General features: G+C 54.5%; 11 protein-coding genes. 3 read left to right on the forward strand and 8 right to left on the reverse strand.

All coding sequences use genetic code 11. The annotated features are described in order from the left end of the window. Positions 1-4 precede the first annotated feature (4 nt). Both PsAD13_RS25835 and PsAD13_RS25840 read left to right on the forward strand, forming a co-directional pair. Positions 5-385 carry a RidA family protein gene (locus PsAD13_RS25835; RefSeq protein WP_063293372.1) on the forward strand — a complete coding sequence of 127 codons (381 nt, stop codon included), beginning with the start codon at positions 5-7 and terminating at the stop codon, positions 383-385. A 263-nt stretch (positions 386-648) separates the two neighbouring features. Next, a complete protein-coding gene (locus tag PsAD13_RS25840; RefSeq protein ID WP_208986945.1) occupies positions 649-1,770 on the forward strand; it encodes a polysaccharide biosynthesis/export family protein in 1,122 nt (373 codons plus the stop codon). Positions 1,771-1,844: 74 nt separating this feature from the next. Here PsAD13_RS25840 and PsAD13_RS25845 read toward each other — a convergent pair whose 3' ends face one another. The 4 genes from PsAD13_RS25845 to PsAD13_RS25860 all read right to left on the reverse strand — a co-directional run bounded on the left by PsAD13_RS25845 (position 1,845) and on the right by PsAD13_RS25860 (position 6,241). Beyond that, complete coding sequence (locus tag PsAD13_RS25845; RefSeq protein WP_063319927.1) at positions 1,845-2,561, reverse strand: copper homeostasis protein CutC; 717 nt, start codon at positions 2,559-2,561, stop codon at positions 1,845-1,847. Next, positions 2,558-3,511 (reverse strand): N(4)-(beta-N-acetylglucosaminyl)-L-asparaginase, encoded by a 954-nt coding sequence (locus PsAD13_RS25850; RefSeq protein ID WP_063319928.1) that lies wholly within the window; start codon positions 3,509-3,511, stop codon positions 2,558-2,560. The genes PsAD13_RS25845 and PsAD13_RS25850 overlap by 4 nt, the downstream gene beginning before the upstream one ends. Before the next feature lie 405 nt (positions 3,512-3,916). Continuing rightward, entirely contained in the window at positions 3,917-4,954 is a 1,038-nt protein-coding gene (locus PsAD13_RS25855; RefSeq protein WP_084404837.1) for a helix-turn-helix domain-containing protein, read from the reverse strand. A 681-nt stretch (positions 4,955-5,635) separates the two neighbouring features. Next, on the reverse strand, positions 5,636-6,241 hold the full coding sequence (locus PsAD13_RS25860; RefSeq protein ID WP_063302884.1) for an NAD(P)H-dependent oxidoreductase: 606 nt from the start codon (positions 6,239-6,241) through the stop codon (positions 5,636-5,638). Between the two features lie 103 nt (positions 6,242-6,344). Here PsAD13_RS25860 and PsAD13_RS25865 point away from each other — a divergent pair, with 103 nt between their 5' ends. Then, the gene (locus tag PsAD13_RS25865; RefSeq protein WP_063302885.1) at positions 6,345-7,244 is read left to right on the forward strand and encodes a LysR family transcriptional regulator; all 900 of its coding nucleotides are present in this window, start codon (positions 6,345-6,347) and stop codon (positions 7,242-7,244) included. Positions 7,245-7,253: 9 nt separating this feature from the next. On the opposite strand, the gene PsAD13_RS25870 is transcribed toward PsAD13_RS25865, so the two are convergent. The 4 genes from PsAD13_RS25870 to PsAD13_RS25885 form a co-directional block, all read right to left on the reverse strand. Further along, positions 7,254-7,736: a GNAT family N-acetyltransferase gene (locus PsAD13_RS25870; protein ID WP_063302886.1), complete on the reverse strand. Its 483-nt coding sequence runs from the start codon at positions 7,734-7,736 to the stop codon at positions 7,254-7,256. Positions 7,737-7,814: 78 nt separating this feature from the next. Continuing rightward, positions 7,815-8,975 (reverse strand): acetate/propionate family kinase, encoded by a 1,161-nt coding sequence (locus PsAD13_RS25875; RefSeq protein ID WP_063319930.1) that lies wholly within the window; start codon positions 8,973-8,975, stop codon positions 7,815-7,817. Then, complete coding sequence (locus PsAD13_RS25880) at positions 8,972-10,354, reverse strand: bifunctional enoyl-CoA hydratase/phosphate acetyltransferase (protein WP_063319931.1); 1,383 nt, start codon at positions 10,352-10,354, stop codon at positions 8,972-8,974. Before PsAD13_RS25880 ends, PsAD13_RS25875 begins: the two co-directional genes overlap by 4 nt. 9 nt (positions 10,355-10,363) lie before the next feature. Further along, positions 10,364-12,643 carry a DUF3141 domain-containing protein gene (locus tag PsAD13_RS25885; RefSeq protein WP_063319932.1) on the reverse strand — a complete coding sequence of 760 codons (2,280 nt, stop codon included), beginning with the start codon at positions 12,641-12,643 and terminating at the stop codon, positions 10,364-10,366. Positions 12,644-12,652 lie beyond the last annotated feature (9 nt).

Raw genomic sequence — 12,652 nt, forward strand, 5'->3', positions numbered from 1 at the left:
AACAATGACAGCTATCGATACCTCCAAAGCTCCTGCAGCAATTGGCCCGTATGTTCAGGGCGTGAACCTTGGTCAGATGATTATCACGTCCGGCCAGTTGCCAATCAATCCGGAAACCGGTGAGATGCCTGCAGATGTTGCTGAGCAGACCCTTCAATCCTTGAAGAACGGTCTGGCGATTGTTGAAGAAGCAGGTCTTGCAGCAAAGAACATCAAGAAGACAACGGTTTTCGTGAAAGATCTCAATGACTTTGCGCGCGTGAACGAAGTTTACGGCAAGTTCTTTGAAGACAACGATGCACCGTTCCCAGCACGGTCCTGTGTGGAAGTTGCGCGTCTGCCAAAAGACGCTCTCGTCGAGATTGAAGTGATTGCCTGCCCATAACGGGTAGGATTTCCCCTGCAATGCTCGTGGTCCAACACGAGCATTGCCCTCAATACGCATGACTACAAAGACGTTTGTTTGCAGTACCTTAGTGAGATTATCTCTGATCAGAGCAGCTGACAAGCGCGCGAAAAATCCCCGAAATTGAAGTGCGTTAAACAGGCAATGGCCAAATCCAGCGGCTACTCGAAGGCCTGCGAATAGGTCAGTGTCCGCATGTGAAAACATGTTTGCACATATCTCGCTGGTTGGAGTTGCTCGTTGTGCCTGCGCTGCTGCTTGCAGTGGTTGGGTGCTCGGAAATTCCAGGACATGGCCCAAGCGCTTATCAGGTGGAGAATGCAACTTCTCAACGTAATGCGCAGTCGCTGAGCTATGTCATGCTGGATGTTGATGTTCCGACAGTTCAGCATTTATCCAATTATGCCAGTAACTTACCTCCCAAAGAATTCCGCGTCGGCAAGGGCAAGAGAAGCACGATCCGCGTTGGTGTTGGTGATCAGCTCTCTGTTGGGATTTGGGAGTCCATTCCAAACGGGCTTTTCTCAACGCAGGGTCAAAAACGAACTGAGCTTGGCCTTGTGGTTGACGACCAAGGCAATATTTACGTGCCTTATGTTGGGGAACTCAAAGTCGAGAACAAGAGTATCTCTGAGGTTCGCGAACAGATTCTCAGTGGGTTGGAGGGTAAGGCTGTCGATCCGCAAGTGGTTGTAAACCTTCAGGCAAATGGATCGCACAAGGTCATTGTTATTGGTGATGTGATGCGTCCGGGCCAGTTCCGTGTGCATGAAGATGGTCTGAGTCTGGTTGAGGCAATCTCAGAAGCCGGTGGAACGCGGAATCCAGACTATGAGTCGTTTGTTACTGTCATGAGAGATGACAAGAAGTTCCGGTTTAGTCTGGACGATATTTCGGAGCAACCAGCTAACAATATCTGGCTTCGGCCGAAGGACATTATCTCCATTACGCACCAGCCTAAATCCTTCACCGTGTTTGGTGCGGTTGTTGCCCGGCGCAAATATGACTTCCCTTCCTCGCGGGTGAGTCTCTCGGAAGCCATTGGAATGTCAGGTGGTTTGCATGATGGGACTGCGGACGCTACGGGGGTTTTCCTGTTCCGGTTTGAGGACCGGCAAAAGATGATGCCGTTGCTTCCTCCACATGAGCAACATGAGGAGTTCGGGACAGTGCCTGTTGTCTACCGTCTCAATTTGAGAGAGCCAAGTGGTATGTTTTTGACGCAAGCCTTTGAAATCAGAGATAAAGATGTGATCTATGTGGCAAATTCATCAGTCTCTGAGGTCAACAAATTCATCAGCATCCTCATCTCTCCTGTAACTGGGACGTTGCGGTCTGGTGTTGCACTTGCAGGAGTGCCTTGATTTACTTAGTTTGCTTGGGTTTGAGAAATAAAGATAAGTAATTTTCGGAAAAATTGATTGCGGTGTTAATTGTTTTATGCATTTACCTGAATTACTTCTTTGAGTGATCTCACCAATTCTTCATCGGTCCGTTTTTCTCCGGCGCTTTCAAAGCCAAAATCCAGCAGACGCTGGTCTTGCGGATAAGTTTTACCGCAGCCTGCATGAATCTCAGTGAAACCAGCAGCTTGTAAGATATCGGGCGCCGTCTGAGTGTTAACACCTGACCCCGGCATCACAGAGAGCCTGCCAGCTGCGGCTTTGTGCATGGCGGCTAGGTTCTCAATCCCATCAATAGCTTTGTAAGCACCGCCGGAACTGAGGATGCGTTCGAAGCCGAGTTCAGCAGCAGTGTGGGTGGCTTCGTTCAAATCTGGGGCAAGGTCAATGACGCGGTGGAGCGTTACACCAAGATCGCCAGCATGATCCACTAGTGTATTCAATAGGTTAGCGTCGAGTACGTTGTTATGTTGGTTTGCGCCCAGAACAACACCGGCCAAATTGGTATTACGGGCAGCATCGATTTCGCACTTCATCTGGTCCACCTCTTGCGGGGAGAAGATGAAGTTACCCCCGCGCGGACGGATCATGGCGTAGACCGGGATGGGCGCTTTGGCCGCCAGTTCCATCAGGCCAACGGACGGCGTCAGGCCGCCCATGGCGAGGCAGGAACACAGCTCAATCCGGTCAGCTCCGCCAGCAACAGCAGCGTTCACTCCGGCAATGGTGTCAACACACACTTCCAGCTTCATGACTGAACCTCCACCTGACCCGCCATCAAATCCTCTGCCCGAATGGCCTTGCGTTTTTCAGGCTGACCGAGCTCCGGCGTCCAGACCCAATAGACGATCTCCTCGTCACACCCCACATTGACCACGCTGTGTTTGCCCGCTGCATCAATGGCATGGATCACAACACCGCCGATGTAACCGCTCTCCAGCTCCTGCAACTCAGAGATCGCCAGCCGCAACGCATCATCCAGCGAAACGCCGAGCTTCATGGCCAGCACAACGGTGCGGGCGGTGCCGCAGCGCATGGTCATTTCACCTGTATGAGTGCATGCGGCCGCGCCATAACGGCTGTCAGCATAAAAGCCAGCACCGGGAATGGGAGAGTCGCCTACACGCCCCGGATATTTCCAGGCCCAACCTGATGTGGAGGTGGCGGTGCAGATGTTTTTCTGGCTGTCTTTACAAAGGAATACGGTGGTGTCTCGCACCTTTTCAGGGTCGGTGATTGCTTTGGTCAACGGTGCCAGATCCGTGTTGGGAAAGGCGGCTTTCTGCTCGTCGCTCATCACCTCTTCCAGCTTGCGCCACCACACCTGTTTGCTGTGTTCCAGCAAGGCGGGATCCTTTGCAAACCCAAGCTCATCTGCGTAACGGCGAGCCCCCTCACCCACCAGCATTGTGTGTGGCAAGTTATCCAGCACCGCCTTTGCCAGACGGGTGACCTCCAGCGTCATTGGAACGCCTGCAACCGCGCCGTAATCACGGGTGGTGCCGTCCATTACGCTGGCGTCAAACTCCATGTTTCCCAACAGGTTCGGCCAACCGCCATAGCCTACACTGCGCACCTTGGTTTCAGCTTCCACCAAAGATAGTCCGGGCACCAAGGCATCAAGCCCATGTGCTCCGTTTTGCAGGTGACTGGCGGTGGTGCCAATGCCGGGCCAGCTTTCAGAATTACCAAGTACGATCATTGCGCCGCTCAAAACTTATCAGAGAATAAATCACAGTAACTCTTTGATGATGCCTTCGCCCTGTCAATGCTACCAATCCGGCTCCAGTTGGAAATGTCGTGTCTCTGCCATCAACGGCGCTAATCTAACATGCTGAAATATCGATGATATTCACGTTGAAAATTGGTAGCATCCAAAAGCTGTGAGCGTTTGCGTTGTTTTGTGCGTTCCTTTGAAAGCTTTTGCGTTTTCCTGCGTTGCTATGTTTTTACCCACAGATCACGCCAGATCCTAACGATACGGACCTCTCGGTTGGTCACTTTAGACCGCTCTATGAAATGGATATAAGGCAATTTGTGAAGGTATGCAGGTACTGTGTCGCTGTGATACCTGGGGTCAACTTGATCTCAGAGGATCAAGCTCCCCTCAGTTCAACTTCGCCTCTTTTAGCGAAGTGAGCCAGTTGGAGAAGATGCCGCTGGAGATGCGGGTTTTGTGGTCTTGCCCGGCGGCGATGTCCATCAGGATGTCGCGGGGAGAAACGCCGTAGTGTTCTTTGAAGCTGCGGGTGAAGCTGGAGGCGTGCGAAAAACCACAGCTCTCGGCGATCTGCTGGATCTTGACTGTATGGCTTCCAGAGCGCAGCAGCTTGCGCATGGCGTGTTTCATGCGGATGTAACGCAGGAAGGCCATGAAGCCGCCCATGGGCTCAAACAGGCGGTAGAGGGTGGTGCGAGACACGTTGAGGTGATGCGCCACTTCCGTGCTGTTCAGGCGTGGGTTGGTATAGGTCCGGCTGATGTACTCGGCGGCTTGTAAGAACCGCGCTGCAGTCTGATTGTTTTCATCCAGTGCAAATGGGATTCTCGGGCCGTTGTTCATCTGGTTGGCGACCAGCTTGGCGATGCATTCCACGATTGCAGTGACATCCTCATCTGACAGGTAACCCAGTTGACCGCGAAGCAGCTGCATCATGCTGATCACTGCATTGGTCGAGCCGCCTGTTGCGGGAAGGCATAGGGTTGGGTAGGTGCGATCGCCATGGAGGAACGGTGCCAGTGCCGTTCGCGGCAAAGCCAGTGTCATCAGCTTGTAAGAGCTGTGGTCTACCATAAACGGCTCGGCCATATCCTGCACGATCAGATGACCGGGCTGGAGTTCCACGCTCTCCTGGCCCATGTGGGTGACGCAATTGTGGGTGTGATCATAAAATTGCACAAACACAGCATCCATGCCATCGCGGGCAATGCGCTGGCTGGAGCGGATGAACCTGTGCGGGGTCGCGTTGATGGTTGCCACAAAGCCACTTTTATAGCGAAATCCGCGCACGCCCGCACCAAAGGCCTCCGGTGAAGCGGTGTTGGAAGCCAGACAAGCCTCTCCCGTTGCTTCGGCGACCCCCTCGCGCCATTCATCCCAGTTGATGCTGGGCCGGTAAATCACCTCAGGTCTCGGCTCATTCATTGAGTTGTTCGATTCAACAGACATTCTACCCGGTACTATACTGCAACTTGTGCGTGGTAATTCCAATCTGCGCTTAAAATATTCCTGAAGGCTGGAGAACGAAGGAGCTACAGTCCCGATTGAGAAAGGGACCTGCGAGGCCACATCGTTCTGTCAGTTTTGCGTCCCCTCCCGTTGAAAAAGATTCAAAACGGGCATTGATACCGTGGTCCTGCTTATGGTTGGAGGCAAGGCGGTGTTGAGCAATGTGTCCTACGCTAAGTCTGACAGGAATGGTGTCCCTCCAGCCTTCAGATGACCAAATTTCAGGAAGCGACCCCCGAGCTTCGGCCATAAAAAAAGAATTCTGAAAATGAATGCAGTGCTGACCAACAGATCAAGGCACCGAAAACAAAGTCACCACCATGTCGCCCATCCATAATGCCACAGTGGGTTTATTCTTCTAAAGGATCGCAATGAAAACAAGGGCGTGAAACAAATTGCTAAAACAAAGCTGTGCTTTGAAACGACAGGCTAAGAGACCTGAGCAGCGGGAAGAAGATGCGTTTGATAAAGATCGAATCGATTTTTAATGAATGAGCTGTTTGAGTTCTCGGTTTGCCCATTGGCTAAGGTTTTGGATGAGCAGAAAAAGGCGAGCACAAAGGCCCGCCATTTTGAAAAATGGAACGTTGAAAGTGGTCAGGCGCTGACGCGGGCAGCGAGCTTGGCGTTGTTTTCCAGCAGTTTGTCCAGCCGCGCTTTTTTGATGACTGGGTTGAGTTCAGGGTCCAGAACATGTGCGAGCAATGCTGTATTGGAAGCTTCGATCGCGGCGTCATCAACAACTGCAAGGCCGTGCAAGACGAAGGGGCGCAGGTAAACCATTCCAGTCAGCAGGGCAGTCTGTTGAAAGGGTTTGAGCAACTCATCCATGCTGAAATTGTTGTAGCCGCCTGCGTGATAGCTGTCCTCCGGTCCGCCGGTAGAGATAGCCAGCAACAGTTCCCGGCCAGCCAGTTTGGTGCCACCCGGGCCATAGGCAAAGCCGTAGGACAGGACCTGATCTTGCCATGCTTTCAGCGCTGGCGGGGCGGAATACCAATAAAACGGAAACTGGAAGACGATGCGATCGTGAGAGAGCAGGAGTTGCTGTTGTTCTTCAACGTTAAAGCTCAGAGTTGGGCCGCCAACACGGGCCAGATCAAGCACGGTGATGTCATCTGTTGCGGCAAATGCTTCAAACCAGGAGCGGTTGATACGGGATTTTGAAAGGTCGGGATGGGCAGTGAGCACAAGGGTTTTCATCGCAGGAAGGCCTCTTAGAATATCTGATCTCTGCTTTATAACAGGATGCATACATGCTATTAATTGCCTCCATATCAATCCAATAGATGTATGGTATCAAATAATGCGTTTGCCTCTTGCCATGCTGGAAGTGTTTAACGCCATTGCACAGAACGGCAGTCTCAAAGGAGCCGCTCAGGCGCTTGGCATCAAACCGTCCACGGTGTCTCATCAGTTGAAATCGCTGGAAGAACAGCTCGGGACGGCCCTGTTTGTGCGCACCACCCGGTCGGTAGCCCTGACGGATGCGGGTCGTGCGTTGCAAAGTGGGGCGGGCGCGGCGTTTGACCTGCTGGGGCAAGCGGTAAATGATGCAAAGGAACACGGCAGCAGCGCCCGTGGCAGTTTAAAACTGACCTTGCCTGAGTTTGTGTTTCACTCCTTCCTTGCAGATCTTCTGCCCAGCTTTCAGGCTGCTTATCCGGAGATACAGCTGGAGCTTTCTCTGACGGACGCCATTGTCGACATCGTTGCAGATGGTTTGCACGGCGGGCTTCGTCTGGGGGGAAAGATTGCGCAGGATATGATTGCGATCCGTATCTCTGACCCGCAACCCCTGACCGTCCTTGGCAGCAAGGCATATCTGGCTGAGCATGGCACGCCGGAAAAACCTGAAGACCTCCTCGTGCACAACTGCCTTCACTACCGGTTTCAAACATCAGGACGGCTGGCGCCATGGGTGTTTGAGGTGGATGGCAACACCGTGGAGATTGATATCAAAGGAGGGTTGATCCTCAACACCCTGCCCTCTCAGTTGCAGCTGATGGAGCAAGGCATGGGATTGGTGCTCACTTTCCGCGAGTATGCGCTGATGCAGTGCGACCTGACAAAGGTGCAATGCCTGCTGGAGGATTACCTGAAACCAACAGAGCCGATCTATCTGTTTTACCCGCGTGAATACAAAAACCTGCAGGCCCTGCGCCTATTCATCGACCACATCAAGGCCCACCGGCAGTTGGCGTAACAAGCAGGGTTAAGCAGCAGGCGCTTTATACGGTGGCACTTGCCGCAGGACCATGCCGTGTTTTTGGTCGGCTTTGTAACCGAGGCTTTCGTAAAAGCCTCTTGCGCCGCGGTCTTGTCCGGTCAGCAGCATGATTTTGTAGGCGTTGGCTTGCCAGGCGGCATCTCGCAGAGCATCCATGACCATGCGGCCAAAGCCTCTGCCCCGATAAGCTTTCAGCGTCACCACGTTCTCGGCAAGGCAATACGAGCGGCCACCATAGGTCATGTTGGGTAGAATATGGAGCGTGGCGCAGGAGACGATCTGGTCGTAAATCTCCACACCAAACAGAGAGGTGCCGTCATGTTGCAAAAGCTTGGCGAATTGCGCTGGCCCGTCTTTGCCATAAACAAGCGGAATGCCATCTGTCAGCTCATTCAGGAGCATGACGACATCCTCATAATCATCAATGGAAAGGCGGCGGATGGTGACGGTTGGCGAGAGGACAGTCATAAGGGGACTCACTGAAAACGTGCGGCATTGAATATGAAACACGTTTACCGCGAAGTTGTTCTGAAGCCCAGTCGCTCACTATTGAGTTTTCATGGCAGCTTTTGCGACGGCCCGTGCGATCACCTGTTCTTCGTTGGTGGGCATGATGAAGACGCGTACCGGTCCGGTCCCGATTTCCGGTGCGTTGGCCATGTTCTTTTCCTGATCGATGGTGATGCCGAGAAACTCCAGTGGTTCGCACACGCTGGAGCGCACCCGGGCTGAATTCTCGCCAATGCCAGCGCTGAAGATCAGGGCGTCGATGCCTTCCAGAGTGGCGGCCATGGCACCCACCTCGCGGCGGATCTGGTAGCAATAGTAGTTGATGGCTTGCTTGGAAAACAGTTCTTCTGAATGTTCCAGCACGCGCATGTCAGAAGATTCCTCTGACAATCCCAAGAGCCCGCTGCGACGATAGATGATGCTCTCGATTTCTGCTGCCGATAGTTCTTTTTCCTGCATCAGATAGAGCATGACGCCCGGGTCCAACCGTCCGCACCGTGTGCCCATAGCCAGGCCGTCGACGGCAGAAAAGCTGGTGCTGGCGTTGATGGAACGTCCCTCCTCCACCGCGCACATAGAGGCGCCGTTGCCCAGATGGGCGATGACGAGGCGTCCGTTGGCGACATCGGGATGTTCCCGGCGCATTTCACTGCAGATGTAATCAAAGGAAAGCCCGTGGAAGCCATAGCGGCGCACACCTTCCTCATAAAAATGCCGTGGAATGGCGAAGGCGTCATTGGGGAAGGTGTGACCGGCATGGAAGGCCGTATCAAAACAGCCGATCTGCAGCACGCCCGGAAACACCTGTTTGGCTGCGCGGATGGTTGCCAGACTGTATGGCTGGTGTAGCGGGGCCAGCGGAACCATCTGCTCCAGCTTCTGCACCACCTCAGAGGTCAACTCTGTTGGTTTGAAAAAGGCATTGCCGCCATGAACGATGCGGTGCCCTATGCCAACGACAGGCTGCCCTTGCAAGTAGGGCTCCACCTTGGCGAAGATGGCGACGACGGCGCTGGCATGGTCAACTGTGCCCAGCTCCCGCACGATGTCCTCGCCGGGTGTCTGCATCTTCAAGCGGGCAGAAGGGCCCAGACGCTCAACAATGCCGGAGATGAAAAGGTCAGGCTCAGCCTGCGCTTTGTAAAGCGCGAACTTGACGGAGGACGATCCGGTATTGAGCGTAAAATAAAAACTCATGCTTTCTGGCTCGCAGCGTAAAGAAGCGCAACAGCGCAAGACATTAACCGGGCCTTGTCGTCATCTGCACGGCTGGTGAGGATCACCGGACACCGGGCGCCCATAACCACTCCGCACACTTCTGCATGGGCAACAAAGGCCAATTCCTTGGCTAGCATATTGCCAGATTCCAGATTGGGCACAACCAGTACATCTGCCCTACCAGCAACCAAGGAGGTGATGCCTTTTGTTACCGCGGCATCAATGTCGATAGCGTTATCCATGGCCAGCGGGCCATCCACGATGCCGCCCTTGATCTGGCCGCGTTCTGCCATTTTGGATAGGATCGCTGCATCCATGGTGGAGGGGATTTTGGTGTTCACCGTTTCCACGGCTGAAAGGATGCCCACCTTGGGCTGCTGCTGCCCAAGCGCCAGTGCCAGATTGATGGCGTTTTGGACAATATCCACCTTGGCTTCCAGATCCGGTGAAATGTTGATGGCCGCATCACTGATGAACAGCAAATGGTCCAGTCCCGGCACATCCATCACAAACACATGGCTGAGACGATTGTCAGTGCGCAGGCCCACATCCCGTTTCACGATCTCCGCCAACAACACGTCGGTGTGGAGCTGGCCTTTCATGATCGCCTGCGCCTTACCCTCGCGCACCATGGCCACGGCCTGTGCTGCCGCCTGGCTGTGGCTTGCAACATCAATGATATCGCAGTGAGCCAGATCTTTGCCAAGACGCTCTGCGGCATCCTCGATCTTTTCGCGAGAGCCAATCAGGACAGGCTCGATCAGCGTGTTTTCGGCTGCCAGCAGGGCGCCGCCCAGTGACTTGCGGTCTTCTGGCGCCACAACGGCGGTGATGAGAGGAGGCAACGGGCGGGCTTGATCCAGCAGTCTATCGAAGTGCTCATGACTGCGCACAGTCAGACCCGGCAAGCTGACGGCCTTGGCGATTTTGCTGGTGCGCGGGGCGATAACCTCGGCCTCGCCTTCCACAATCACCTGACCGTCCGCACGTTCCACGGTGGTTTGCAGCGTGACGACGTAATCGGGCAGCTTTTCCGTCACCCTCACGCGGGCTGTCAGATGGTCCCCTTCATAAGCACGACCTAAAAAGCGCAGGCTCTGGCTTTTGTAGAGCGTGCCCGGTCCGGGCATTTGGTTGCCCAGCACGGCAGAGATCAGACTGGCGACCCAGAGCGAGGGGGCGACGCCCTCAAAGTCGCCTTCGCCCTCGCGATCTTCCCTGGGCAGGTGGATAGGGTTGAGGTCGCCGGAGGCATGGGCGGAGACGTAAAAATCATCCGCAGAGCAGGTTCGCTCGTAAATGGCTTCCATGCCAACTTCGATCTGGTCGTACGGAGTATTCTTGTAGGTTGTTGTCATCAAACCTTCCTAACCCCATTTGAGCGACTTCTTCAGACAGTGCCACAGTTCCAGAGAATTGGGCGCCATATTCTCTTCCTTGCCAATAATGTAGGACACGGCCTTATACGCAAAGGTCTTGTCCTTCTCGCTTTTCAGCAAGCCCGGCAGGGCATTGTAACCGGCTTCCATTTCGAAACGGGAAATGAGAGTCTGATCGTGAATGAGGAAGTTGCGCTCTTTCGGATCCATGGATTTGAACGGTGCCCATGTGGTCAACACTTCGTTGAACCGCTCCAGCTTTTCGCCGCGCACTTCGGTACGGGTGTCGGCAATCATCAGCACAATGCGTACGATGGCTGCGGCTGCCCCGCCCTTCTCGATCTTCTTGAGCGCGTTCTGGATGCTGGTCAGACTGTGCAGGTCCTGCATTGGCACTTTTGGCCGGCGGAAGGACAAGGCCTTGCCGTATTCCACGGCAGGCGGTGAGGCCCAGAAGGTGAGGAAGCTGTTTTCTATGAAGGCTTCGCGCATGTCCTTCAGCGCATCCCAGCCGTATTCAATGCTGTCGGCCATCAGCTCCTCCCAGTAATGGAAGGGTGTTTTGGCCATGTTGGGTGTGTGGTTTTCCTTCACCGCTGCGGCGGCCATGGTGGGCCAGAACATCAAGGGATTGGTGGAGGCAAAAGCGCCGTTTGCCAGCCGCATGGGGTGCATATCGCGCGTTGCATCCGCTGCCTGCGCGCTGTTCATGGTTTTCAGAACAGGGCCAATGGTGCTGTCATACACGTCCTCCCAGCTCTCGGAAAAGCGGGCGACACCGGCAAATGCTTTTTCTTCGTCGCGTTCACCAGTTTCCAGCAGCATCTCATCAATGGTTTTGCGGGCAAAGCTCACCTTGAATTTGGCATCACAGCCTTTGCCCTTCTGCTCTTCAATCTGCAGTTTATAGAGCCCGGGAGGCATGGCCTCGATGGTCTTCAGCGTAGAAGCCACCTGCGTATGTTCTCGCTTGGCCACGCTGGAGGAGACAAAGATGCCCAGATGCCCGACCTGATCATGAAGCATATAGAGGATACGCTGACCGAGGATCTCGATTTCCGCTTCATCCGTGTAGGTGTCGGCAATCCAGTTGAGCGCCTGATCGGGCGGAGTGATGTTATCGCCGTAGGAGGAAAACACGATGATCGGGGACTTGATGGTCTTTAAGTCAATGGGGCGTCCCGGTTCCAGAAAGGCTTCGTTCTTCGCCAGCTTGTTGCCGATGAAAAGGTTGTCCAGAATCCAGCGGAACTCCTCCTCCGTCATGTAGTAGAAGCCGCTCCACCATTTCTGGAATTCCAGGTAGCGCTCTTCGTCCTTGTCGATGTTGGTGTAAAGGTCATAGTACTTGCGGAACCAGTTGCGGCCCGGGTTCAGCATCTCGAAGTTCTGCACCAGATTGGCACCATCAAAGACGCCGTTGCCCAGATCCGCGGAGAGCAAGGCAGGTACGATGCCGCCTGTCAGGCCAGCGGAGTAGCGCATGGGGTCCTGCCCCATCTTGCCGCTCCAATAGGACATGGGCGCACCGTTGAGCACAATCGGCCCCACCAGATCCGGATAGACCGCTGCCAGAATAGCAGTCGCCCACCCGCCCTGACAATTGCCAACCACAATGGGTTTAGGGCTGTCTGGATGGCGTGAGATGATCTCGCGCAGGAAGGCCGCTTCGGCATGGGTGACGTGCGACAGCTCCTGATTGGGCTCTGGCATGGGGTGAAAGGCGACAAAGTACACGGGGTGCCCGTCACGCAGGGCAACCCCCACCTGACTGTCATTCTTGAACCCGCCAATGCCTGCGCCGTGGCCTGCACGCGGATCGATGATCACATAGGGGCGCTTCCAGTCCAGCACCTCCACGCCCTCAGGTGGAATGACCTTCAAAAGCATGTAGTTGCAGGGGCGTGGCAGGTTGCGGCCCTCAACAACCACCTCGTAATCATAAATGAGAACCGGAGGACAGCCCTTGGCCATGTGGTCAAAGTATGTGTCACTGGCTTCGCGCAGGGCATCCATGGTCAGGATGGCGCGTTCGCTGGATTCTTTGAGATAATGCGACCAGGCATCCAGCAGCTTCTTGGGCGTGTCGTACGGGCCCCAGGATGCGGCCAGTGCGTCGCTTTTGGTTTTTGATTTGGCCTGTTTCTTCTGAAGGTCGTTCATCAGGCGCGTGGAGCGTCGTGAGTTGGCGACCTGCAAAAACTGGTTTTGTTCAGCGAGAGCCTCAAAGTACTGGGCGGTTCGCTTGCTAAAGAGTTCTACTTGCATAATCTACCT

Source organism: Pseudovibrio sp. Ad13, assembly GCF_001623225.1.
GTDB lineage: Bacteria > Pseudomonadota > Alphaproteobacteria > Rhizobiales > Stappiaceae > Pseudovibrio.

Excerpts from the sequence above, each read along its gene's own strand:
- PsAD13_RS25835 (WP_063293372.1), top strand. The coding sequence starts at position 5 with ATGACAGCTATCGATACCTCCAAAGCTCCTGCAGCAATTGGCCCGTAT.
- PsAD13_RS25850 (WP_063319928.1), bottom strand. The coding sequence starts at position 3,511 with ATGATCGTACTTGGTAATTCTGAAAGCTGGCCCGGCATTGGCACCACC.
- PsAD13_RS25845 (WP_063319927.1), bottom strand. The coding sequence starts at position 2,561 with ATGAAGCTGGAAGTGTGTGTTGACACCATTGCCGGAGTGAACGCTGCT.
- PsAD13_RS25880 (WP_063319931.1), bottom strand. The coding sequence starts at position 10,354 with ATGACAACAACCTACAAGAATACTCCGTACGACCAGATCGAAGTTGGC.
- PsAD13_RS25855 (WP_084404837.1), bottom strand. The coding sequence starts at position 4,954 with ATGAATGAGCCGAGACCTGAGGTGATTTACCGGCCCAGCATCAACTGG.
- PsAD13_RS25860 (WP_063302884.1), bottom strand. The coding sequence starts at position 6,241 with ATGAAAACCCTTGTGCTCACTGCCCATCCCGACCTTTCAAAATCCCGT.
- PsAD13_RS25875 (WP_063319930.1), bottom strand. The coding sequence starts at position 8,975 with ATGAGTTTTTATTTTACGCTCAATACCGGATCGTCCTCCGTCAAGTTC.
- PsAD13_RS25870 (WP_063302886.1), bottom strand. The coding sequence starts at position 7,736 with ATGACTGTCCTCTCGCCAACCGTCACCATCCGCCGCCTTTCCATTGAT.
- PsAD13_RS25865 (WP_063302885.1), top strand. The coding sequence starts at position 6,345 with ATGCGTTTGCCTCTTGCCATGCTGGAAGTGTTTAACGCCATTGCACAG.
- PsAD13_RS25885 (WP_063319932.1), bottom strand. The coding sequence starts at position 12,643 with ATGCAAGTAGAACTCTTTAGCAAGCGAACCGCCCAGTACTTTGAGGCT.